The following is a 21,701-nucleotide window of genomic DNA, read 5'->3' as shown; positions in this document are numbered from 1 at the left end:
GCCTAAACGTTCGAGTAAAAGGACTTTGGGCTCTTCCGCTTACACAATCACACGCAGTGCACGGCGTACGCCTGTGAAGGTTGCGCTGGTTCGCAGCCCCAGGTGGTCGCCGTCCACCTGGAACGGGAGTGGAGCCTGCGAATGCAAGGTGAAGTCCGTCAGGTCGTGGACGGACGCCACATGCTTACCGTGCGGGCCTCGATCGGGGGTCGAACGCAGCAGTTGCGTGGCGTAACGCATCGCTGACGTCGTCGACATCTTCGAGACTCCGAGCAGGTCGAGGCCGGTGTCGAAGGAGGCCTCGGGGGACGCGTACACCGGGCGATTGCCCAGGTAGGTCCAGGGGGCGGTGTTGCAGACTATGGCCAGCACCAGCCCGGTGACCGGGTCCTCGTCCGGGCGCTCCAGCGTGATCGAACCGCCCCGCCGGTGCGTCTCCGCCAGGAACTGGCGCATCACCTGGCGCATGTAGAGCGCGTGCGTCGAGCGCTTCCCCTGATCCCGCTGCTGTTCGACCCGGCCGACCACGCCGGCGTCGAAACCCAGCCCGGCGCAGAAGGTGAACCAGCGCGAGGGCACTCCCTCGTCCTCCGTACCGGGCGTGCCGCTCACCAGTCCCAGGCCGACCGTGCGCGACGACTGGTCGTGCAGGGCGTCCAGCAGTGCCCCGGTCGCCTCGACGGCGTCATTGGGCAGTCCCAGGGCGCGCGCGAAGACATTGGTCGAGCCGCCGGGGACCACGGCCAGCTGCGGCAGCCGGTCGGGATCGGGTCCGTTGTGCAGCAGTCCGTTGACCACTTCGTTGACCGTGCCGTCACCGCCCAGCGCGACGACCAGTTCGATCTCGCCGCCCTCGGCGGCCTGCCGGGCGAGATCCCGGGCGTGGCCGCGGTACTCGGTGGCGGCCACTTCCAGCTTCAGATCGCTGGCGAGTGCGTGGGCCAGAACGTCACGGACCCGCGCACTGGTGGTGGTGGCAGCAGGGTTGACCACGAGAAGTGCGCGCATGAGGGGAAGCGTACCTACCCATAAGTACACCGGGCTACGCTGGCCGGTGTGAGCCAGATCCCCCCGACCCCGTCACCCAAACCGCGCCGGCTGACCGCCGCCGCGGGCCTCGCGGCCCTCGAAGGGCTCGCCCTCGCGGCCTGCGGGCTCGTGCTGCTGGTGCTGGCGCTGACCGGTCACTCCGACAACGTCCGCAACGCCGTGGTGGGTGCGCTCACCGTTCTCGCCCTCGGCGCGATCCCGCTGGCGGCGGCGTACGGGCTGCTGCACGCCCGGCGCTGGAGCCGCGGCCCCGCGCTGATCATCCAGCTGCTGGCGCTGCCGGTGGCCTGGACGCTCGTGCACGGCGCGGCGGCGCTCGTCGCGGCCGGCGTCGCGCTGGCCCTCATGGCGCTGGCCGGGCTGGTCCTGCTCGTCCACCCCGCCACGACCGCCGCCCTGGGGATCGGCGACCGCAGCCAGGCCTAGGTCTCTGCGGCCTGAGTGTCTACGCCCTGGGCCTGCCGGACGCCTCAGGAAGCTGTCCGGCAGGCGTCATGGGCTACTCCTCGACGAGGAGCTTCTCGCGGAGCTGCATGAGAGTGCGGGCCAGCAGCCGGGAGACGTGCATCTGGGAGATGCCGACCTCGATGGCGATCTGCGACTGGGTCATGTTGCCGAAGAACCGCAGCATGAGGATCTTCTTCTCCCGGGGCGGCAGCGACTCCAGGAGCGGTTTGAGCGATTCCCGGTACTCGACGCCTTCGAGCGCCTCGTCCATGGCCCCGAGGGTGTCCGCGACGGCCGGGGAGTCGTCGTCGGTGTCCGGAACGTCGAGGGACAGGGTGCTGTAGGCGTTCGCGGATTCGAGGCCCTCCAGCACCTCCTCCTCCGTGATCTTGAGCTGGACCGCCAGCTCGTGCACGGTCGGCGCCCGGCCGAAGCGCTGGGAGAGCTCTCCGGTGGCGGTGGTGAGGGCCAGCCGCAGCTCCTGGAGCCTGCGGGGGACGCGGACCGCCCAGCCCTTGTCCCTGAAGTGACGTTTGATCTCGCCGACGACCGTGGGGGTCGCGTACGTGGAGAACTCCACGCCGCGGTCCACGTCGAAGCGGTCGACGGACTTGATCAGACCGATGGTGGCGACCTGGGTGAGGTCGTCCAGCGGCTCCCCGCGGTTGCGGAAACGCCGCGCCAGGTGCTCCACCAGGGGCAGGTGCATACGCACCAGCCGATTGCGCAGCTCGGCGCGTTCCGGTGAGCCGTCCGGGAGCTTGCTCAGCTCCACGAAGAGCGCTCGGGCGCCGGCCCGGTCATGCGGGTCGTGCTGCTCTTGCTGGTCCATGGGATCCGCCTGCTCCGCCGCGTCCATTCCATCCGTACGGGACCCGGGGTGCTGCCGCGCCGCATACCGCCCGACCGCCCCGGCGGGCGACGCCTGGGCGGGTACGGCGGCACGGCCCCGCACCGCGGGCGTGCTGCTGTCCGCCGGGGGTCCGGGAGCTGCCTCCCGGGAAAGATCAGCACTCATGGCGTTTCCCCGTTCCGTGCACGGTTGTACCGTTACCGGCCCTTCGGGGGACCGGGACACGCTGACCTGCTTCGGGTCCGCGCCTGCGGGCTGCCTGCATCTGGGGACCTCACGACTGTCCGGGGCCGGCACCGCGCTTCTTGTGCAGGCTGATGCTGACGGTCTTGTCCTCCGCGACCGTGGCATCCACCTCGCCCGCCAGTGCGGAGAGCACTGTCCAGGCGAAGGTGTCCCGCTCCGGAGCGCGACCATCGGTCGTGGGCGCCGAAACTCTCACCCACAGAGCGTCTCCGACGAGTCGGAAGACGCAACTCAATACGCTGCCGGGAACGGCCTGCTGCAGCAGGATCGCGCACGCCTCGTCCACGGCGATGCGCAGGTCTTCGATCTCGTCGAGGGTGAAGTCCAGCCGTGCCGCGAGTCCGGCCGTAGCCGTACGCAACACCGACAGATAGGCCCCCGCCGCGGGCAGCCGGACCTCAACGAAGTCCTTCGTCCCGGGCTCGCCTGCGATCTGGGACACCCTCACCTCCAAGGTGGCACACAGTGATTGCTCTGGTTCGCCAGCGACGCTATCGCGATCTGTGCCCTGATGTCGCCCGGACGGAGCACTGCCGCCGCCATGAGTGAGCCCTGGCCCGACACCCCACGACTGTCACCCATGGTAAGCGTATGAGTACGCAACGTGGCTAGGGGTGTGCGGTCTCAATTCGAAAGAGATGTCGCATCGTTGCCCACGCCCGGGTGGACTGCCAGGTCGGCGAGGGTGCGGAGCGGTTCGCCGGTCAGTCGTTGCACGGTCCAGCCGTCCTGTCCGAAGGCGCCGATGGAGCGGTAGAAGCCGATCGCGGGATCGTTCCAGTCCAGTACTGCCCATTCGAAGCGCTCGTAGCCGCGTGTGACGCAGATCGAGGCCAGTTCGGCCAGGAGTGCCTTGCCGTGGCCGCCGCCGCGCGCTTCGGGCTTTACGTACAGATCCTCCAGGTACACCCCGTGTGTGCCCGTCCAGGTGGAGAAATTCCGGAACCACAGGGCGAATCCCACGGTGCGGTCCCCGGACGAATCACCGGATACGTCCTCGGTGCCGGCTGCGGGCGCGTCCGTGGAATCGTCCTCCGCGATCAGGGCGAAGATCGCCGGGTGCTCGCAGAAAAGGGCGTCGTGCAGTTGCTCCGGCGTCGCGCGGGCTTCCTCCAGCGCCTTTTCGTACTCCGCGAGTTCGCGGATCATGGCGTGGATCGCCGGGACGTCGGCGGGGGTGGCGGCTCGGATCATGAGCCCAGGTTACGTCCCGATGATGTGGCGCAGGTAAGCGTTGGGATCGGTCAGATACCGGCGCCAGTGGTCGACGATCGCCAGGTCCTCCCAGCGCGCGGAATGCGCTCCGTCCTCGCCGATCTCGAGGATCGTGGCGCCCGGGGTCGCGGTCAGCAGCGGTGAGTGAGTGGCACAGATCACCTGGGCGCCGGTGCCGGCGAGCTCGTGCATCAGGCCCACCAGGTGCAGACAGGACGTGAAGGAGAGCGCCGCCTCCGGCTCGTCCATCACGTACAGGCCGGGCTGCCGGAACATCTCGCGGAAGGCCGTCAGGAAGCCCTCTCCGTGGCTCATGGTGTGCACGGCGACGTCCTCGCGCTCCAGGGCGTCCAGGGCGGTCTCCGCGCGCAGGAAGAAGCCCTTGCGGCGGGTGCGGGGGCCGTCGAGCATGCGGCGGCCGGACCGGGTGGCGTCGAAGCGGATCCGCTGGCCCAGATCGGACTTCTCGCGGTTGCTCGCGTACTTGTATCCGGCCCGGCCGCCGTACGAGTCCAGGCCGAAGCCCTCCGCGAGCGCCTCGACGAGGGTGGACTTGCCGGAGCCGTTCTCGCCGACGAGGAAGGTGATCGGGGAGGTGAAGCGCAGCCCGCCGTCGAGCAGCTGGGCGACGGCGGGGACCCGCCAGGGCCAGGCGCCGGGCGGGAACTCGTCGGTGGCGGGAACATGCGCGTAGGCGCGTTCGATCAGCACGTGCTGTCCGTCCTCATCCGGTCATGCCTCATCCGGTCACGACGGCCGCGAGGCGGGTGCCGGGGGAGAAGGCCCCCTCGTCCGCCAGGGTGAGCAGGCCGTGCAGCATCTTCGCCACGTAGACGCGGTCCGGGACCAGGCCGTGCCGGACGGCGAAGTCCGCCGCGAAGGCGTCCAGGCCGGGGGTGGTGCGGGCGTACCCGCCGTGGTGGAAGCGCTCGTCGAGCGTCCAGTCGCCGGTCCGCCCGCCGAACGCGTCCTCCTGCAGCCGCTGGACGGCGGCGCCGAGGAAGCCGCCCTTGAGGACCGGGAAGCCGATCGCGCGCTGGCCGCCGGGCGCCAGCCCCGCGGCCAGCCCGGCCAGCGTGCCCCCGGTCCCGCAGGCCACCGCGACGACGTCCGCCTCGCCGCGCAGCTCCCGGCCCAGCTCGGCACAGCCCTGGGCCGCCAGCGCGTTGCTGCCGCCCTCGGGCACCACGTAGCAGCGGCCGAAGCGCTCCCGCAGTTCTTCGGCGACGTCCGGCTCGGCCTTGCGGCGGTACGTGGTCCGGTCGACGAAGGCCAGCCGCATGCCGTCGGCCGCGGCGCGGGCCAGCGAGTCGTTCAGCGGGCGCCGGGCCAGCTCGTCGCCGCGTACGACGCCGATGGTCGTGAAGCCGAGCAGCCGTCCGGCGGCCGCGGTCGCGCGCAGATGGTTGGAGTAGGCGCCGCCGAACGTCAGCAGGGTGTCGTGGCCGGCGTCCGCGGCGGCCTGGAGGTTGAGCCGCAGCTTGCGCCATTTGTTGCCCGGCAGGTCCGGATGGATCAGATCGTCCCGCTTCAGCAGCAACCGGACGCCGTGCCGCGCGAGCCGGGCGTCCTCGATCGCGACCAGCGGTGAGGGCAGCCGGGGTCGCAGCGCGTCGAGCGGCAGGCCGGTGGCGGTCACCTCGTCATTGTCACCCGCACGGGTGAGGTCGGCAGCCCGCGGGTCGCAAACCGCCGCAATGGCCTCACAAGTCCCCCGGGCCGCGGAAGAAGCTCCCGAAAAGGGCCGCCCCCGGTGCATTCTTCTCCCGTGAAGACGGACGGCACGAACGGCACAGACCTCTCCGGCGGCCCGGGCCTGGAGCGGGAGCGGGAATCCCCGGCCGGGCCCGGCGACGGGCTCGCCGCGACGGTACGCGGGCTGCTGCCCTCGCTGACACCCGCCTCCGCGCGCATCGCCCGGCTGATCGTCGAGGACCCGGCCCAGGTCGCGCGCAGCACGATCTCCGAACTGAGCGCGCTGGCCGGCACCAGCGACTCCTCGATCGTCAGGACCGCCAGGGCGCTGGGCTTCTCCGGCTACCCCGAGCTCCGGCTGGCGCTGGCCGCCTCGGCCGCCCGGCAGCCCCCGCGCTCGACCCTGACCTCGGGGATCACCCGGCAGGACTCACCCGCGGAAGTGATGGCCAAGCTGGTGCACACCGAGTCCCAGGCCGTCCTGGAGACCGAGACCCAGCTCGATCCGGGGCAGTTGCTGGGCGCCGTGCTCGCGGTCTGCGGCGACGGCCAGCTGCACATCGCCGGCGTCGGCGCGTCCGGGCTGGTCGCGCAGGACCTGCACCAGAAGCTGCAGCGCATAGGACGGCCCTGCCACGCACACGGCGACTCCCAGTCCGCGCTGACCAGCGCGGTGCTGCTCGGCCCCGGCGACGTCTTCCTCGCCGTGTCGCACTCCGGCGAGAGCCGCGACGTCCTGGAGCCGCTGCGCCGGGCCGCCGCGGAGGGCGCGACCACCGTCGTCATCACCAACCACCCGCAGTCGTCGGCCGCCCGGCTGGCCGACTTCGTCCTGGCGTCGGCGGGCCGCGAGACGACCTTCCGGCCCGGCGCGATGGCCAGCCGGATCAGCCAATTGGTCGTCGTCGACTGCCTCTTCGTCTGCGTGGCGCAGCGCACCTACGAGAAGTCCGACCACGCCCTGCGCGTCACCCACCAGGCCCTGGAGAGCGACCGCGCCTGAACACCCGGGCCCGGAACGCGAGAACGCCCGTACCCGGAACGCGAGAACGCCCGTACCCGGTACGCGAACGCGGACCGGGTACGGGCGAATGGTCTGTGACCGTGGTGTTGTCACAGGCCGAGGGCCCCGGTGGAGCTCAGGCCTTCTTGGTCTCCCAGAAGATGGTGTCGATCCGGGCGATCAGCTCGAGGAGCTTCTCGCCGGTCTTCGGGTCGTTCGACGCCTTGGCAGCACTGCCTGCCTTGAGGGCGTCGTTGATGAGCTGGTGCAGCTCCGGGTACTTCTCGAAGTGCGGCGGCTTGAAGTAGTCGCTCCACAGCACCGAGATGTGGTGCTTGGCGAGCTCCGCGCGCTGCTCCTTGATGATGATGGCGCGGGTCCGGAAGTCCGGGTCCTCGTTGGCCTGGTACTTCTCCTGGACGGCCTTGACCGACTCGGCCTCGATGCGGGCCTGGGCCGGGTCGTATACGCCGCAGGGCAGGTCGCAGTGGGCGCTGACCTTAACCTTGGGCGCGAACAGGCGAGAGAACATGGCTGTCCTTCCTTGTGATCGTCTTTCCAGGTGGGAGATTACTCCCTGGGAGAGTCGTTTTCTCGGGTGCCCCATGTGGCTTAGGACAAAAGTCTGGTGTCACCCTGGGGCTGGTGGAGGAAGGGACGAGGAGGCGCAGCATGCGGGAACGGCGGGTCCGACCGGTCTACGCGGTCGAGGTGACCGGTCCTTCGATGGTCCCGACGCTCTACGAGGGCGATCGGCTGTTCGTGCGAAACGTCAACGGCCCGGCGGACGTCCGGGAGGGTGACGTCGTGGTCCTGCGGCACCCGCTGCAGCAGGACCTGCTCATCGTGAAGCGGGCGGTCGAGCGCCGTGAGGGCGGCTGGTGGGTGCTCGCCGACAATCCCTTCGGGCCGATTGCGGACAGCAGCGTATTCGGCACGGTGCCGGACGACTTGGTGCTCGCCCGGGCCCTGGTGCGGTTCCGGCCGCCCCGGGAGCTTCAGAGGTCGGTGGCCGGGGTGCTGTCGTGGGCGGCGTCCTGTGTGCGGCCGCTGAGCGCGGACCGTTCGTTCTCCAGGCGCTTGCGGGCGCGGTAGGCCGCCACGTTCGCGCGGGTCGCGCAGCGGTCGGAGCAGTAGCGGCGGGATCTGTTGGTCGATGTGTCGACATAGGCGTTGCGGCAGGGGGCCGCCTCGCAGATGCCCAGCCGGTCCACGCCCAGTTCGGTCAGCTGGAAGGCCAGCCCCATGCAGGCGGTGGCGGCGTATCCCGCGGTGGCGGTGGCGGCGTGGTCGGCGAGGTGCATGTGCCAGTCGGGCCGGCCGGTCTCGTCGAGGTGTTCGTGCCCGGAGATCTGCGGGCTGACCGGGAACTCCAGCAGCAGCGCGTTGAGCAGGTCCACGGCGCGTACCTCGTCGCCCTCGTCGGCGGCCTCGAAGACCCCGCGCAGCCGGGTGCGTACGGCGCGCAGCCGGGGCACGTCGGCGTCGGTGCTGCGCGCGGCGGCCTGGGTGCTGGCGCCGAAGAGCGCGCGGACGGCGTCGACGCCGGTGAGGTCGTCCGTCCCGCGTTCCGGCTCCTCGCTGTTCACCAGGCGCACGGCGTAGTCCGAGTAATAGGCCAGTTCCACTTGTGATCCTTACGCGTGCGTTCTAGGCTCAGTAATGGTCGAGGTAGCTATCAGGGTATTACGAACTGGGGAGACGGCGATGACGGTTACACCGGCGGCACCGACGGCACCCGCGGTGCGCACCGCGGACTGGCAGAGCTGGCAGAAGAGCTGGGACCGCCAGCAGGAGTGGTACCTGCCGGACCGCGAGGAGCGGTTCCGGGTGATGCTGGACATGGTCGAGGCATTGGTCGGGCCCGCGCCCAAGGTGCTGGACCTCGCGTGCGGCACGGGCAGTATCTCGGACCGCGTGCTGCGGCGCTTCCCCGAGGCGCGATCCACCGGCGTCGACCTCGATCCGGCCCTGCTGACCATCGCCCGGGGGCACTTCGAGGGCGAGTCGCGGATCGAGTTCGTCACCGCCGATCTGCGCGACCCGCGGTGGACCGACCGGCTCCCGCACCGGGAGTACGACGCCGTCCTCACCGCGACGGCGCTGCACTGGCTGCGGACGGATCCGCTGCGCGAGCTGTACGGCCGGGTCGCCGGCGTCCTGCGGCCCGGCGGGGTCTTCATGAACGCCGACCACGCGCCCGACGAATCCACGCCCCGGATCAACGAGGCGGAGCGGGCGCTGCGGCACGCGCGCATGGCGCGGGAGAAGGCGGACGGCGTGCTGGACTGGACCGAGTGGTGGGACCTGGCCCGCCAGGACGAGCTGCTGGCCGGACCGGTCGCCGCGCGCTACGAGATCTTCGGCTCGCACGCCGACGGCGAGCCGCACTCCGTCGAATGGCACGCCCAGGCGCTCCGCGACGCCGGCTTCGCCGAGGCCCGCGCCGTCTGGCGCTCGGTCCCCGACGCGCTGGTGCTCGGCCTGAAATAACGCGCGGAGCAACGCGCGCCGCCCCGGACAGGAGAAGGCCGGACGGCCGGGCTCGCGGCCCGGCCGTCCGGCCTCGTCCGTTCGGGTCACAGCACCTTGGACAGGAACGCCTTGGTGCGGTCGTGCTGCGGGTTGTTCAGGACGTCACGGGGGTTCCCCGCCTCGACGACGATGCCGTCGTCCATGAAGACCAGCGCGTCGCCCACCTCGCGGGCGAAGCCCATCTCATGGGTGACGACGATCATCGTCATGCCGTCCTCGGCGAGCCCGCGCATGACGTCGAGGACGTCACCGACGAGCTCCGGGTCGAGCGCGGAGGTCGGCTCGTCGAAGAGCATCAGCTTCGGCTCCATCGCCAGCGCGCGGGCGATGGCCACCCGCTGCTGCTGTCCGCCGGACAGCTGCGAGGGGTAGTTGGCCGCCTTGTCGGCCAGGCCGACCCGGTCGAGCAGCCGCTCCGCGCGGGCCCGGGCGGTCGCCTTCGACTCGCCCTTGACCTGCATCGGGGCTTCCATGACGTTCTCGATCGCCGTCATGTGCGGGAAGAGGTTGAAGCGCTGGAACACCATGCCGATGTCCCGCCGCTTCGCCGCGACCTCGCTGTCCTTCAGCTCGTAGAGCTTGTCGCCCTTCTGCCGGTAGCCGACCAGCTCGCCGTCCACCCACAGGCGGCCGGCGTTGATCTGCTCCAGGTGGTTGATGCACCGCAGGAAGGTGGACTTGCCCGAGCCGGACGGGCCGACGAGGCAGAACACCTCGCGCGGCGCGACCTCCAGCTCGATCCCCTTGAGGATGTGCGCCAGGCCGAACGACTTGTGGACGGCCTCGGCCTTGACCATGGGCTGAACGGTCATCGGGCCACCTCCGGACGGCGCAACGTGCTGAGATTCGCCTTGATCTTCTGCCACGGGGTGAGCGGCAGACTGCGCAGCGAGCCCCGGGCGAAGCGGCGTTCCAGGTAGTACTGGCCGACGCTGAACACGCTGGTCAGGGCGAGGTACCAGATGGACGCGACGAAGAACATCTCCATGGTCGCGAAGGAGCTCGCGGCGATGTCCTGCGCGCTGCGCAGCAGGTCCTGGTACTGGACGGCGACGACCAGCGAGGACGTCTTGAGCATGTTGATGAACTCGTTGCCGCTCGGCGGGATGATCACCCGCATGGCCTGCGGCAGCACCACGCGGCGCATGGTCTGGCCCTGCTTCATGCCCAGGGCGTGCGACGCCTCGGTCTGGCCCTCGTCGACCGACTGGATGCCGGCCCGCACGATCTCGGCCATGTAGGCGCCCTCGTTCAGACCGAGCCCCAGCAGGGCGGCCACGAACGGGGTCATGACGTCGACCATGTTGTTCTTGTAGATCGGGCCGAGGTTCAGGACCGGGAAGATCAGCGCCAGGTTGAACCAGATGAGCAGCTGTACATAGACCGGGGTGCCGCGGAAGAACCAGATGTAGAGCCAGGCGACGCCGCCTGTCACCGGGTTCTTGGAGAGCCGCATGACGGCGAAGAGCACACCGAGCAGCAGCCCCATCAGCATCGACAGGACGCTGATGAGGATGGTGTGCCACATACCGGTCAGGATGGAGTGGTCGAACAGCTTCTCCGGCACGGTCGCCCAGCGCACATCGCCCTGGGAGAACGAGAACACCAGTGCGGCCAGCACGGCCACGACGACGACCGCACTGATCCAGCGCCCGTAATGGCGTACGGGGATCGCCCGGATGGCCTCCGCCGGGACCGCGGTGGCGGTCCCGGCGGACCCGCTCGACGGAGCGTCAGCGGGTTCCTTATCGAATTTGTCAGTCACTGCGACTGCCCTTCAGTGGAGCGCGTGGGGTCAGGAGCCGCCGTTGATCGCGGCCTTGGTGATCGCGCCGTCGCCGGCGCCCCACTTGTCGAGGGCTGCCTTGTAGCTGCCGTCGGCGATGATCGCGTCCATCGCCAGCTTGATCGCGTCGCGCAGCTGCGTGTTGCTCTTGTCCACGGCGATGCCGAACGGTCCGGCGTCGGACTTGTTGGCCACCGACTCGAAGTCGTTGCCGCCGCCCGCGGTCTTGGCGATGTACGCGGCGACCGGGGAGTCGTTCAGGTCGGCGACCGCTCCGCCGGCCTTGACGCGGGTCTGGGCCTCGGCGTCGGTCGGGAAGGACTCGATGGACAGCGCTCCCTTGCCGTCCGTCGTGCACTTCTTGGAGAGGTCCTTGGCGGCCGCCTCGAAGGTCGTACCGCGCTGGACGGCCAGCTTCTTGCCGCACAGGTCGTCGACGGAGGTGATGTGCTCCGGGTTGCCCTTCTTGACCAGGATGCCGGTGCTCGCGGTGAAGTAGTCGACGAAGTCGACGCCCTTACCGGTCTTCTGCCCCTTGTCGTCCAGGCCCTCCTGGCGGGCCTTGGTGTCGCTGACGGAGGACATGACGACGCCGTAGCGGCCGGTCTGCATCGCGGCCAGGAGGCCGTCGAAGGTGCCGCTGGTGAACTTGAACGTCACGCCGAGCTGCTTGCCGAGCGCCGCGGCGATGTCGGGGTCGACGCCGACGATGGTGCCGTTCTGCTTCAGCTCCATCGGGGCGTACGTGGCGTCGGTGCCGACCTCGATGACACCGGCGTCCTGGAACTTCTTGGGGAGCTTGTTGAAGAGCGGAGCACTGTTCGACTTCGTCGAGGTGTCGGTGCCGCTGTCCTTCTTGGTCTGGTCGCCACAGCCGCTGAGCAGCAGGGTGCCCGCGACCGCGATCGCGCCGACCGCTGTGATCCGAGATGTGGCGGCCGAGCGACGGGTGGTGCGTGCGGTCATTGCTGGTTCCTCCTGCGGAATGTGGGCGGAGTGGGGAAGACGGTGGGTGGGGAACCCCTATTCGAGTGTCGCCACCCGGTGTGATGTGCGCATCTTGCCATCCGGACAGACCCAGTCAGTGGTCCAGTTGTGTCAAAATCGGATAACGGGCGATCCCCGGGCTCTCACCGGGCCGGCACACCAAGGCCGGACCACGGTGGGGCCACGCCGACCAGTCGCACACAGTATCCGCGGTTACTCCCCATTAGGGCCTTTTGCCGCGCTGTATGACGTTATTTCCGATTCGCCCCCTGCTGGCGGAACCGAATAGGACTCGTCAGCGGAATCGGTCTTCCGGTAGAACGGATCCTTACCCCTCATCCCGGGGCCCATGGCATGCGTGCGGCATGCCTGGCGCCGGTGCCTTCAGGACCACTCAAGTGCCTGGGTGTACCGATGCCGAGCCCGCCTATCTCCATTTCTGGAGGTAGTACCCTCGAAACCAAATCAGACAAAGGGGTCAATTGTGGCAGCGGAGATCGTCAATCCTCGGACCGATACGGACACGTTTCCCATCGATCCGGTCTTCGCCCTGCACCGTGGCGGAAAGATGGAGGTGGCCGCGACCGTGCCGGTGCGCGATGCGGACGATCTGTCCCTCGCCTACACGCCGGGTGTCGCGAAGGTCTGCACGGCCATTGCCGAGCAGCCCGATCTGGTGAACGACTACACCTGGAAGTCCAACGTCGTGGCCGTGGTCACGGACGGCACCGCGGTGCTCGGACTCGGTGACATCGGCCCGGAAGCCTCCCTGCCGGTGATGGAGGGCAAGGCGATCCTCTTCAAGCAGTTCGGCGGGGTCAACGCGGTCCCCATCGCGCTGGCCTGCACGGACGTGGACGAGATCGTCGAAACCGTGGTGCGGATGGCGCCGTCCTTCGGCGGCGTCAACCTGGAGGACATCTCCGCCCCCCGCTGCTTCGAGATCGAGCGGAAGCTGCAGGAGCGCCTCGACATCCCGGTCTTCCACGACGACCAGCACGGCACCGCCGTCGTGACGCTCGCCGCGTTGCGCAACGCCGCCAAGCTGACCAACCGGTCGCTGGGCCAGCTGCGCGCGGTGATCTCGGGCGCGGGAGCGGCCGGGGTCGCGATCGCCAAGATCCTCATCGAGGCGGGAATCGGCGATGTCGCCGTCACCGACCGCAAGGGGATCGTGCACGGCGGCCGTGACGACCTGAACTCCGTCAAGCGCGAGCTGGCCACGTACACCAATAAGGCTGGTCTTTCCGGTTCGCTGGAGACCGCTCTGGACGGAGCCGACGTCTTCATCGGCGTGTCCGGCGGAACCGTGCGCGAGGAGGCGGTGGCCACCATGGCCAAGGGCGCCTTCATCTTCGCCATGGCCAACCCGACGCCGGAGATCCACCCGGATGTCGCACACAAGTACGCCGCCGTCGTCGCCACCGGCCGCAGTGACTTCCCGAACCAGATCAACAACGTCCTGGCGTTCCCGGGCATCTTCGCCGGCGCCCTCCAGGTGCGCGCCTCGCGCATCACCGAGGGCATGAAGATCGCCGCCGCCGAGGCGCTGGCCGCCGTCGTCGCCGACGAGCTCAGCGCCGACTGCGTCATCCCGTCGCCCTTCGACGAGCGGGTCGCCCCGGCGGTCACCGCCGCGGTCGCGGCCGCCGCCCGCGCGGAGGGCGTCGCCCGCCGCTGACCGCCCTCCGGGCGGGTTGTCGCAGGGCAGGAATGACGGTGGGCCGGCACCCATGGGTGCCGGCCCGCCGTCGCCGGTGTCAGGACTTGGGCAGCGGTACGAGCAGCTCCGGGCGCAGCGCGAGATCGCGGAGCTGCGCCATGGTCAACGGTGGCGCGGCCATCCAGGCGGGGTCGGAGCGACGGCCGGACAGCGAGTCGCCGGCGTTGACCTGGATGAACATCGTCCGGCCGTCGGGAAGGCCCAGGCCGGCGCAGTATCCCGCGACGCTCTTCGTGCCGTCGTCGTACAACTGAATGCCGGGCACGATGCGCCAGGTCCACAACGTGCGGCCGCCGCTCAGTTCCACCTTCCCGCAGTCCGCCGTCCAGCGCTTCGTGTCGAATTCGGCACAGACGTCGTGCGCCCCTGACCCGTCCGGAGCGAAATTGTGGATCGAGATCTCGCCGTACTTCCCGCCCTTGGCCACCAGGTACATCCCGTCGCCGATCGCGACGTCCTTGCCGCTACCGGGCTTGCTGTTCAGTTCGATCCGGCCCACCTCCGGCGGGAGCAGCTCCCTGAGCAGCGCGGTCTGCGTCGGCCCGCTGTACCCGGCGGCGATCTGCCCCCGCCGTGCGTCCACCGCACCCGGCAGCAGCAGGCCGGCGGTCACCGCGCCGGCGAGAGCCAGCGCGGAAACGGCGATCCGGGCCCGCCGGCGCCGCCGCCGTATGCTCCGGGCCTGGGCGAAGATCCGCTCGCTCGTACCGTTCGGCACGGGGACGAGACCGTCGACGGCCCGCCGCAACAGCTCTCTGACCGCTTGGTCCTGGTTCATACCCGCTCCTCCCGCATCTCGGCGCGCAGCGCCGCCATCCCGCGTGCCGTATGGCTCTTGACGGTGTTCTCGCGCATGCCGAGCGCCTCGGCGGTGGCCTCGACGCTCAGGTCCTCCCAGTACCGCAGGACGAGCACGGCACGCTGCCGCGGCGTGAGCCGGGAGAGTGCGACGCGGACGGCCACACCGGTGTCGGTGTCGGTCTCCGGGCCGATCCGCTCGGGGAGTTCGCCGTAGGGCTGCTCGCGGTGCCAGAAGCGGCGGCGGGAGGCGATGAAGGTGTTGACCAGCGTCTTGCGGGCGTAGGCCTCGACATTGTCGAGGCGCTCCAGCCGGCGCCAGCCCAGGATGACCTTCACCAGTGTCGTCTGGACGAGGTCGTCGGCCTCGTCGCTGTTGCCGCACAGCAGGAACGCGCTCCGGAAGAGCGCGAACCGTCTGCCGGCGACGAACGCGTGCAACGCGTCGTCGTCGCCTCCGCCGGCGCTGCCGTCCTGCCGCATGTCGTCCCCTCCCCGTGCCGCGTGGGCGGATCGCCCGTCACTGTGTCAGTGCGCTGGGAGGCCCGGGAGGTTGCACCAAGGGCAGGGGGTGACGTGTCCGGGGGTGACGGGATCAGGGTGACGTATGTCGCTTCGTACGGCGGGGTCTTCACCGGATGTCGATCGCGCCGATAGTTTCTGGGCATGTTCGCTGCCTATGCCGCACGTATCGACCGTGACCAGCCGCTGAACGGCCTGGAGCTGGGGGAACGCCCGGAGCCGGAACGCCGGGAGGGGTGGACGACGGTCACGGTGCGGGCCGCGTCGCTCAACCACCACGACCTGTGGTCGCTGCGCGGGGTGGGGCTCGGGCAGGAGCGGCTGCCGATGATCCTCGGCTGTGACGCGGCGGGTGTCGACGAGAACGGCAACGAGGTCGTCCTGCACTCCGTCATCGGCCAGTCCGGGCACGGCGTCGGACCGGACGAGCCGCGTTCGATCCTCACCGAGCGGTACCAGGGGACGTTCGCCGAGCGGGTGTCGGTGCCGGCCTGGAACGTGCTGCCGAAGCCCGCCGAGCTCTCCTTCGAGGAGGCGGCCTGTCTGCCGACCGCGTGGCTGACCGCGTACCGGATGCTCTTCACCAACGCGGGCGTGCGGCCGGGCGATTCCGTCCTGGTGCAGGGCGCGGGCGGCGGGGTGGCGACGGCGGCGATCGTGCTGGCGAAGGCGGCCGGGCTGCGGGTGTTCGCGACGAGCCGGGACAAGGCCAAGCGTGAGCGCGCGGTGGAGCTGGGCGCGGAGGAGGCCTTCGAGCCGGGCGCGCGGCTGCCGCGGCGGGTCGACGCGGTGATCGAGACGGTGGGCGCCGCCACCTGGTCGCATTCGGTGAAGTCGCTCAGGCCCGGCGGCACGCTGGTGATCTCGGGCGCCACGAGCGGCTCGAATCCGCCGGCCGCCGAACTCACCCGGATCTTCTTCCTGGAGCTGAAGGTCGTCGGCTCGACGATGGGCACCAAGGACGAGCTGGAGGATCTGCTCAGCTTCTGCGCGGCCACCGGTGTCCGGCCGGTGATCGACTCCGTACTGCCGCTCGAACGGGCCCGCGAGGGCTTCGAGAGGATGGCGGGCGGCGAGCTGTTCGGAAAGATCGTGCTGACGACGGGCTGACGACGGCCGACGGACAGCGGGCTCCGACCAATTGGAGCCCGCTGTCCGTGTCCCCGCGTCGTCCCCGCGTCAGTCCTTGCGGCCGCGCAGCACAGCGCCGATCTGGGCAGCCGCCGTCGACAGATGGCGGCGGGTCTCGCGCAGCTGACCGGCGTCCACGCCCCGGTCGCGGGCCGCGTCACGGATGTCGTCGCGAAAACGGTCCAGGAGGCGTTCCAGCTCGCGGCCCGGGTCGGCGACGGCGTCCTCGGAGTCGTTCTCCCTGGCCCAGTCGGGCGCGTCCGCCGGCACCTCGGCCGAGGCGGCGTCCGCGTCAGCGGTGCTGCTCGTCGTGCCGTCCGGATCGGTCTTCAGGTAGCCGGGCCAGGCGGTCGAGATATGGCCGGTGGCCCGGCCCAGCGCGCCCAGTTCGCGGTTGAGCTCGGCGAGGCCCTCCTTGAGGCCGCCCTGCCAGTCGCCCTCGCGGACGTGGGACTGCACCTGCTCCTGCACCTGCTTGGCGATCCGCTGCACCTCGACCCGGGCGAAGTCCTGCGCCTCCTTGGCCTGGAGGCGGGCGTTGCGCGCATCCTCCTTGGCCCGGCGGCTCTCCTCCTTGGCGCGGCGGGCCTGGTCCTTCCACTCCTGCTTCATGGCGCGGAAGTCGGTGCCGACACCGTTGCCCGCGGGGGAGTTGCGAGCCTCCTGCGCCGCGGCCCGGATCTCCCGGCGCAGATCACCGGCGGCGCCGCGGACGTCCTCGCGGATCTCGGCGGCCAGCGTCGAGACCGATTCGCGGATCTCGTTCTCCAGGTCGGCGATCTCATCGGCCCTGGCGGCCAGTTCGGCGCGGCCGGCGTCGGAGATGGAGTACACCTTGCGGCCGCCCTCGGTGCTGTGGGTGACCAGGCCCTCCTTCTCCAGCTTGGCCAGCCGCGGGTAGACGGTGCCGGCGGAGGGCGCGTAGAGGCCGTGGAAACGCTCCTCCAGCAGCCGGATGACCTCGTAGCCGTGGCGCGGGGCCTCGTCCAGGAGCTTGAGGAGGTACAGCCGCAGGCGGCCGTGGGCGAAGACGGGGGCCATGTCAGATGTCCTTCCGGAGTGAGGGGGTCCCGTCGGTCAGCGCGCCGGCCGGCTCGTCGTCGACCGGTGGGCGGCGCAGCAGCGCGATGGCGCCCGAGACGGTGGTGGCTTTCAGATGGGCGCCGCCGGTGCCGACCCGTCCGGTGATGCGCTTGGCGCCCCACTGGCCGGTGACCCGCAGGTCCTCGAAGGCGCAGGACACGGCGCCGCTGGCGGTGTTGGCGTCGACCTCGGCGTTCGCGGGATCCGGGATGCGGATGGCGATCTCGCCGGAGACGGTGTTCAGCCGGACGTCGGCGCCCGGGGGCGTCTCGACGGGGGCCAGGTCGAGCACCATGTTGCCGCTGACGGAGTCGGCCTTGATGCGCGCGCCGCTGCCCTCGACGACGGTCAGGTCGCCGGAGACGGTGTTGATGTGCAGGTCGCCGGAGACCGCCTGGGCCTCGACGTTGCCCGAGATGGTGTTGGCGCTGACCGAGCCGGCCACGCCGACCAGGGTGACGTCCCCGTTGACCCCGCGTACCTGGGTGGCTTCGGAGATGCCGGAGATCACCGCGCTGGCGCCGACCACGCCGACCTCGACGCGGGTGCGCTGCGGCACGGCGAGCGAGACGACCGCGTGCCGCTCCCAGCCCTTGCCGCCGAGCCACTTGAGGAAGCCCTTCCAGGGCAGGTCGTCATAGCCGACGGTGAGGACGCCGCCCTTGAGGCTGACGAGCAGCGGCGGTCCGTCGAGCTCACTGACCTCCAGCCGGGCCGGGCCCTCCTCGACACCGACGACGTTCACCGCGCCGCCGACGATGCGCACGCGCACCGTGTCGACCTGCGCGTCGAAGACGAGCTTGTGTGGTTCCGTCACGGTCCATTCCGACGTGCCGCTCATGTCGACCCTCCTCGGTGGTACGTCAGGCAACGCAACATATCGCGTCTCTTGATAGACACGATATATCGCGTACTGGAGAAGTCAAGCGGCCTGTTCCGCGGCCCTGAGCCGTACTCGAGCCGTCCCCGAGCGGTGTCGACGGGCGCCGGTGCGGCGCCCGCGCGGGCCGTCACTCCTCGTCGTCGTCCTCGTCGTCCAGCCGGGCCAGCCAGGTGGCCAGCCGCTCCACGGGGATCTCGAAGTCGGGATTGAGGTCGACGAACTCGCGCAGCCGGGAGGCGAGCCACTCGAAGGTGACCTCCTCCTCGCCGCGCCGGCTCTCCAGCTCCTCGATACCGCGATCGGTGAAGTACACGGGATGCTCCATAGCTCCAAGCAGGGGTCACCGGTGCACACGGACACCGCGACACGGGGACGGTGGGACATTCCAGGCAAGGATAGGCAGCATTCCGACACTCCCTCGCGCGGGTCCTCGCAGGCCGCTAGCCTTTCGTTACTGCTGGCCGAACGGGGGGTGGCGCGGCGTGACAGGGGGGTATGGGGGCGCACAGGACGCACAGGACGAGGACTCGGATCCCTTCGAGACCCTGGCGCCCCTGGTGAGAGCCGCCACCGTACGTGTTCATGCCCCTCCGTCCGGGTATGCCCCGGACGGGTCCGGCGGTCCGTCCGCCGGGGACGTCGCCGTCCGCCCATGGGGCAGCGGCTTCTTCGTCGCCCCCAACTGGGTGCTCACCTGCGCCCATGTGGCGCTCCGGGGCGAGGGAGGCGCGGTGGCTGACGGTGGGCGCGAGGTCGGCGTCACCTTCGACGGGCGCACGGTCCGCGGCCGCGTCGAATGGGCCGAACCGGCGGCGAATCCCGGACCGGGGCTGTGGCCCGCCCCCGACCTGGCGCTGATCCGGCTGCTGGAACCGGTGCCGCACGCCTGTGTCTGGCTCACCGAGCGCACCTCGAAGGTCTTCACCCGCAAGGAAGTCGCCTTCTTCGGCTGCATGGAGGTGGACGGCGAGGTCGAGGACGTCAGCGGCCGGTGCACGATCCGCGGCGAGCTGGGCAAGGACGGCAAGCTCCGCCTCGGCAACGAGGACGAGATCCCGTCGGGCGCCTCCGGCGGCCCGGTCGTCGACCTCGCCCGTGGCGAGGTGATCGGCGTGCTCAAGGCCCGGCGCGGCGGCCAGGACGGCGGACTGGCCATATCCGTCGTGCAGTTACGCGGGCTGCCGCTGCCGCAGGGGCCGGTCGGCGCCGAGTCCGACGACCTCTTCCAGCGGGTGGTGCACGCCCACGACCGGCATCACGCCGACCGCCACCGGCGCGCCGACACCAACGTCACGACCTGGACCGACGCCCACAACCTGATGGGCGCCACCCCCGGGCGCGCCCTTTCGCCCGGGATGCGCACCGAACTGCTCGGACTGCTCGCCGAACTCCCGCCACCGGTCAGCACGTTGAGCCTGCTGGCGACGGTCAACGAACTGCGCGGCCAGCCCTGCGAGAACCTGCCGCTGGCGCCGCGCGGCTGGCGCGACGGGCTCGGGCTGCTCTACGAACTGCGGCGCGGGCAGAGCGAGTTGGAGACGGTGCTGCGCTACTGCGTCCATGCGGCGACGGCGGAGCGACCGTACGAGGCGGCGCACGGCGCCGAGCGCCGGCTGTGGAACTGGGCGGCGGCCGTCGCCGCGAGCGAACGGGACCTGTCGCGCGGTTTCCGCAACGAGCTGGGCCGCGAATGGCTCGCCCGGGTCAACGACCGCAGGACGGACCCCGGCCCGTCCGGTGTGCGGGTCCCGGGCGCCGGCGGTCCGCCCGCCCGTGAGGCGGTCTCGCACCCCTCGGTGCTGCTGGAGATCGACCGCCGCGGCTGGGAACGGGACAGCTACGACTGGCGGATCGCCATCGTGGACGCGGCGGGCGACGTCCGGCCGGTGGCCGAGGGTGCGGAAGGCACCCGCCTCGGCGAACTGCCGGTGCGGCTGAGCGCCCCGCTCGCCGAGGCGTTCCGCCGCTGCGACGAGCCGGACCGCCGGGCGGTCCTGCAGGTGGCGGTGGTCAGAGCGCTGCTCGAACTGCCGGTGGAGACCTGGCGGATACCGGCGGACGGGACGACGCTGGGGGAGCAGCGTCCGGTCGTGGTGCGCCGGGCCGACCCGGAGTACGACCCGGAGGAGGTCGGCGAGGACGCGGCCCTGCGGCGGGCCCGCTGGAAGCGGGTGCAGGCCGGGCCGATGGAGCCGGTGGTGCTGGACTGCGACGCCGGGGAGCCGGCGCCGGTCCCCTCGGACGACGAACTGCGCTCCCGGGGCCTGTACTCGGTGCCGGCGCTGTGCCGGGCCTCGGACGCCGAGGACGGCCCCGTGAACCTGCGCCGGGTCACCAACGCCGGGTACGGAGTGGTCCTCTGGCGCCGCGAACGGGCCGAACGGGACCTGGTCTGCACCGATTTCCACCGGGGGGTGGAACACGCGGTCGCCGCCGCCGCGCAGGCGGACCGGCTGCCGGAGGCGGTGCGTAAGCTGCGTGCCGATCTCGCCCGCCGCGAGCCCGAGGCCTACATCTCCAAGGGACTGATCCTGCTGTACGACGACCCGACCCGCCCGCTGCCCGGCACCGATCAGCCGCTGGAGACGCCATGACCGGCCGAACACACCCCTTATGTTCCGCCCCCACTCCGTGGGACGGTCGATACGTGGTCTGCGCTCCTGCCATCGACGTACGAGCGACGAGGAGCATGTAGTGCCTGACATCAACGCGCGGCCCGACGGGAATGCCGGGACCGACGGCAACGAAGAGAACGAGTGGCTGATCTACCGGGGTGCCGGGGAGCCGCACGACGGGATCAGTGCGCTGCCCGATCCGCCGCCGTGGCGGGATTTCGACGGCGGCCCCCTCGTCGAGCCCGGCCCCGGCACGGACAGCGCCTCGACCCGCAGGCTCGGCGCGTACCGGCACATGGCGCAGCTGCACCGGCCCAGTCCGGAAGAGCTGGAGATCGTCAACGCCGCGCTGTACCTGCGCCGTCCGCTGCTGGTCACCGGCAGTCCCGGCACCGGCAAGAGCACGCTGGCGCATGCCGTCGCGTACGAGCTCGGTCTCGGACGGGTGCTGCGCTGGCCCATCGTCAGCCGCACCACGCTGCAGGACGGCCTCTACCGCTACGACGCCATCGCGCGGCTCCAGGACACCCAGATCGCGGCGAGCGGCCGGGCCCAGACGCCCGGCGGCATCGGCAGCTACATCCGGCTGGGCCCGCTGGGCACGGCGCTGCTGCCGACGGCGCGGCCCCGCGTCCTGCTCGTGGACGAACTGGACAAGAGCGATATCGATCTTCCCAATGACCTGCTGAACGTGCTGGAGGAGGGCGAGTTCGCGATCCCCGAGCTCGAACGGCTCGCCGAGCGCGAGCCGCGGGTCGAGGTGCTCACCGACGACAGTACGAAGGTGACGGTCGAGGACGGCCGGGTCGGCTGCCGGGCCTTCCCCTTCGTCGTGCTCACCAGCAACGGCGAGCGCGACTTCCCGGCGCCGCTGCTGCGGCGCTGCATCCATCTCGAACTGGGGCAGCCCGACCACAAACAGCTGGCCACCGTGGTCCGGGCGCATCTGGGGACCGAGGCGGCCAGGATCGGCGACGATCTGATCACCCGGTTCCTGGAGCGCTCGCGCAGCGAACTCCTCGCCGCCGACCAGCTGTTGAACGCGATCTACCTCACGCACCACGCCGCGCCGCCGTCCCGCGACCGGCTCGCCGACATGCTCATCCAGCGACTCGACCGGCCGAGGTGA

24 protein-coding genes are annotated in these 21,701 nt (G+C 70.6%); 8 read left to right on the top strand and 16 right to left on the bottom strand.

Annotation, left to right across the window (positions count from 1 at the left end; translation table 11 throughout):
* Positions 1 to 39: 39 nt before the first annotated feature.
* The gene (locus G3I60_RS35370) at positions 40 to 1,008 is read right to left on the bottom strand and encodes a diacylglycerol kinase family protein (protein WP_138350911.1); all 969 of its coding nucleotides are present in this window, start codon (positions 1,006 to 1,008) and stop codon (positions 40 to 42) included.
* A 48-nt stretch (positions 1,009 to 1,056) separates the two neighbouring features.
* Here G3I60_RS35370 and G3I60_RS35365 point away from each other — a divergent pair, with 48 nt between their 5' ends.
* Positions 1,057 to 1,476, top strand: coding sequence for a hypothetical protein (locus G3I60_RS35365; protein WP_244809405.1), 420 nt, complete (start codon positions 1,057 to 1,059; stop codon positions 1,474 to 1,476).
* A gap of 73 nt (positions 1,477 to 1,549) precedes the next feature.
* On the opposite strand, the gene G3I60_RS35360 is transcribed toward G3I60_RS35365, so the two are convergent.
* The 5 genes from G3I60_RS35360 to G3I60_RS35340 all read right to left on the bottom strand — a co-directional run bounded on the left by G3I60_RS35360 (position 1,550) and on the right by G3I60_RS35340 (position 5,450).
* On the bottom strand, positions 1,550 to 2,515 hold the full coding sequence (locus G3I60_RS35360; RefSeq protein ID WP_232484647.1) for an RNA polymerase sigma factor SigF: 966 nt from the start codon (positions 2,513 to 2,515) through the stop codon (positions 1,550 to 1,552).
* A 109-nt stretch (positions 2,516 to 2,624) separates the two neighbouring features.
* Positions 2,625 to 3,038 (bottom strand): anti-sigma regulatory factor, encoded by a 414-nt coding sequence (locus G3I60_RS35355; protein ID WP_138350908.1) that lies wholly within the window; start codon positions 3,036 to 3,038, stop codon positions 2,625 to 2,627.
* Positions 3,039 to 3,220: 182 nt separating this feature from the next.
* Positions 3,221 to 3,790, bottom strand: a complete 570-nt coding sequence (locus G3I60_RS35350; protein ID WP_164298771.1) for a GNAT family N-acetyltransferase — start codon at positions 3,788 to 3,790, stop codon at positions 3,221 to 3,223.
* Between the two features lie 9 nt (positions 3,791 to 3,799).
* Positions 3,800 to 4,522 (bottom strand): AAA family ATPase, encoded by a 723-nt coding sequence (locus tag G3I60_RS35345; RefSeq protein WP_164298769.1) that lies wholly within the window; start codon positions 4,520 to 4,522, stop codon positions 3,800 to 3,802.
* Between the two features lie 28 nt (positions 4,523 to 4,550).
* A complete protein-coding gene (locus G3I60_RS35340) occupies positions 4,551 to 5,450 on the bottom strand; it encodes a pyridoxal-phosphate dependent enzyme (protein WP_343241856.1) in 900 nt (299 codons plus the stop codon).
* A gap of 129 nt (positions 5,451 to 5,579) precedes the next feature.
* Between G3I60_RS35340 and G3I60_RS35335 the strand changes: the two genes are divergently transcribed.
* Positions 5,580 to 6,509 carry a MurR/RpiR family transcriptional regulator gene (locus tag G3I60_RS35335; RefSeq protein WP_244809409.1) on the top strand — a complete coding sequence of 310 codons (930 nt, stop codon included), beginning with the start codon at positions 5,580 to 5,582 and terminating at the stop codon, positions 6,507 to 6,509.
* A gap of 136 nt (positions 6,510 to 6,645) precedes the next feature.
* On the opposite strand, the gene sodN is transcribed toward G3I60_RS35335, so the two are convergent.
* Positions 6,646 to 7,041 (bottom strand): superoxide dismutase, Ni, encoded by a 396-nt coding sequence (sodN, locus tag G3I60_RS35330; protein ID WP_164298766.1) that lies wholly within the window; start codon positions 7,039 to 7,041, stop codon positions 6,646 to 6,648.
* 140 nt (positions 7,042 to 7,181) lie between these two features.
* Between sodN and sodX the strand changes: the two genes are divergently transcribed.
* Positions 7,182 to 7,604 (top strand): nickel-type superoxide dismutase maturation protease, encoded by a 423-nt coding sequence (gene sodX, locus G3I60_RS35325; protein WP_164298764.1) that lies wholly within the window; start codon positions 7,182 to 7,184, stop codon positions 7,602 to 7,604.
* On the opposite strand, the gene G3I60_RS35320 is transcribed toward sodX, so the two are convergent.
* Positions 7,508 to 8,137 (bottom strand): ABATE domain-containing protein, encoded by a 630-nt coding sequence (locus tag G3I60_RS35320; protein WP_138350902.1) that lies wholly within the window; start codon positions 8,135 to 8,137, stop codon positions 7,508 to 7,510. The genes sodX and G3I60_RS35320 overlap by 97 nt on opposite strands.
* 79 nt (positions 8,138 to 8,216) lie before the next feature.
* Between G3I60_RS35320 and G3I60_RS35315 the strand changes: the two genes are divergently transcribed.
* Complete coding sequence (locus G3I60_RS35315; protein WP_164298762.1) at positions 8,217 to 9,002, top strand: trans-aconitate 2-methyltransferase; 786 nt, start codon at positions 8,217 to 8,219, stop codon at positions 9,000 to 9,002.
* An 86-nt stretch (positions 9,003 to 9,088) separates the two neighbouring features.
* On the opposite strand, the gene G3I60_RS35310 is transcribed toward G3I60_RS35315, so the two are convergent.
* The 3 genes from G3I60_RS35310 to G3I60_RS35300 are packed head-to-tail and all read right to left on the bottom strand — an operon-like array spanning position 9,089 to position 11,796.
* On the bottom strand, positions 9,089 to 9,856 hold the full coding sequence (locus tag G3I60_RS35310) for an amino acid ABC transporter ATP-binding protein (protein ID WP_138350900.1): 768 nt from the start codon (positions 9,854 to 9,856) through the stop codon (positions 9,089 to 9,091).
* Entirely contained in the window at positions 9,853 to 10,809 is a 957-nt protein-coding gene (locus G3I60_RS35305; RefSeq protein ID WP_138350899.1) for an amino acid ABC transporter permease, read from the bottom strand. Before G3I60_RS35305 ends, G3I60_RS35310 begins: the two co-directional genes overlap by 4 nt.
* A 30-nt stretch (positions 10,810 to 10,839) precedes the next feature.
* Positions 10,840 to 11,796, bottom strand: a complete 957-nt coding sequence (locus tag G3I60_RS35300; protein ID WP_164298760.1) for an ABC transporter substrate-binding protein — start codon at positions 11,794 to 11,796, stop codon at positions 10,840 to 10,842.
* A 505-nt stretch (positions 11,797 to 12,301) separates the two neighbouring features.
* On the opposite strand from G3I60_RS35300, the gene G3I60_RS35295 reads away from it, so the two are divergent.
* On the top strand, positions 12,302 to 13,498 hold the full coding sequence (locus tag G3I60_RS35295) for an NADP-dependent malic enzyme (protein WP_138350897.1): 1,197 nt from the start codon (positions 12,302 to 12,304) through the stop codon (positions 13,496 to 13,498).
* 79 nt (positions 13,499 to 13,577) lie between these two features.
* Here the strand turns inward: G3I60_RS35295 and G3I60_RS35290 are convergent, their stop codons facing one another.
* Positions 13,578 to 14,318, bottom strand: a complete 741-nt coding sequence (locus G3I60_RS35290; RefSeq protein ID WP_164299297.1) for a hypothetical protein — start codon at positions 14,316 to 14,318, stop codon at positions 13,578 to 13,580.
* Complete coding sequence (locus G3I60_RS35285) at positions 14,315 to 14,821, bottom strand: SigE family RNA polymerase sigma factor (RefSeq protein WP_138350895.1); 507 nt, start codon at positions 14,819 to 14,821, stop codon at positions 14,315 to 14,317. Before G3I60_RS35285 ends, G3I60_RS35290 begins: the two co-directional genes overlap by 4 nt.
* Positions 14,822 to 15,004: 183 nt before the next feature.
* On the opposite strand from G3I60_RS35285, the gene G3I60_RS35280 reads away from it, so the two are divergent.
* Positions 15,005 to 15,970 carry a zinc-binding dehydrogenase gene (locus G3I60_RS35280; protein ID WP_164299277.1) on the top strand — a complete coding sequence of 322 codons (966 nt, stop codon included), beginning with the start codon at positions 15,005 to 15,007 and terminating at the stop codon, positions 15,968 to 15,970.
* A gap of 69 nt (positions 15,971 to 16,039) precedes the next feature.
* Here G3I60_RS35280 and G3I60_RS35275 read toward each other — a convergent pair whose 3' ends face one another.
* The 3 genes from G3I60_RS35275 to G3I60_RS35265 all read right to left on the bottom strand — a co-directional run bounded on the left by G3I60_RS35275 (position 16,040) and on the right by G3I60_RS35265 (position 18,270).
* Positions 16,040 to 17,032 carry a PadR family transcriptional regulator gene (locus G3I60_RS35275; protein ID WP_164299275.1) on the bottom strand — a complete coding sequence of 331 codons (993 nt, stop codon included), beginning with the start codon at positions 17,030 to 17,032 and terminating at the stop codon, positions 16,040 to 16,042.
* 1 nt (position 17,033) lies between these two features.
* The gene (locus tag G3I60_RS35270; protein WP_138350892.1) at positions 17,034 to 17,915 is read right to left on the bottom strand and encodes a DUF4097 family beta strand repeat-containing protein; all 882 of its coding nucleotides are present in this window, start codon (positions 17,913 to 17,915) and stop codon (positions 17,034 to 17,036) included.
* A 169-nt stretch (positions 17,916 to 18,084) separates the two neighbouring features.
* Positions 18,085 to 18,270 carry a DUF6104 family protein gene (locus G3I60_RS35265; protein WP_138350891.1) on the bottom strand — a complete coding sequence of 62 codons (186 nt, stop codon included), beginning with the start codon at positions 18,268 to 18,270 and terminating at the stop codon, positions 18,085 to 18,087.
* Between the two features lie 169 nt (positions 18,271 to 18,439).
* Here G3I60_RS35265 and G3I60_RS35260 point away from each other — a divergent pair, with 169 nt between their 5' ends.
* Both G3I60_RS35260 and G3I60_RS35255 read left to right on the top strand, forming a co-directional pair.
* A complete protein-coding gene (locus G3I60_RS35260) occupies positions 18,440 to 20,551 on the top strand; it encodes a trypsin-like peptidase domain-containing protein (protein WP_164299274.1) in 2,112 nt (703 codons plus the stop codon).
* A 100-nt stretch (positions 20,552 to 20,651) separates the two neighbouring features.
* A complete protein-coding gene (locus G3I60_RS35255) occupies positions 20,652 to 21,701 on the top strand; it encodes a MoxR family ATPase (RefSeq protein ID WP_343241880.1) in 1,050 nt (349 codons plus the stop codon).

This window comes from Streptomyces sp. SID13666 (assembly GCF_010548325.1).
Lineage (GTDB): Bacteria > Actinomycetota > Actinomycetes > Streptomycetales > Streptomycetaceae > Actinacidiphila > Actinacidiphila fildesensis.
This window is presented reverse-complemented; position numbering and strand designations above follow the sequence as displayed.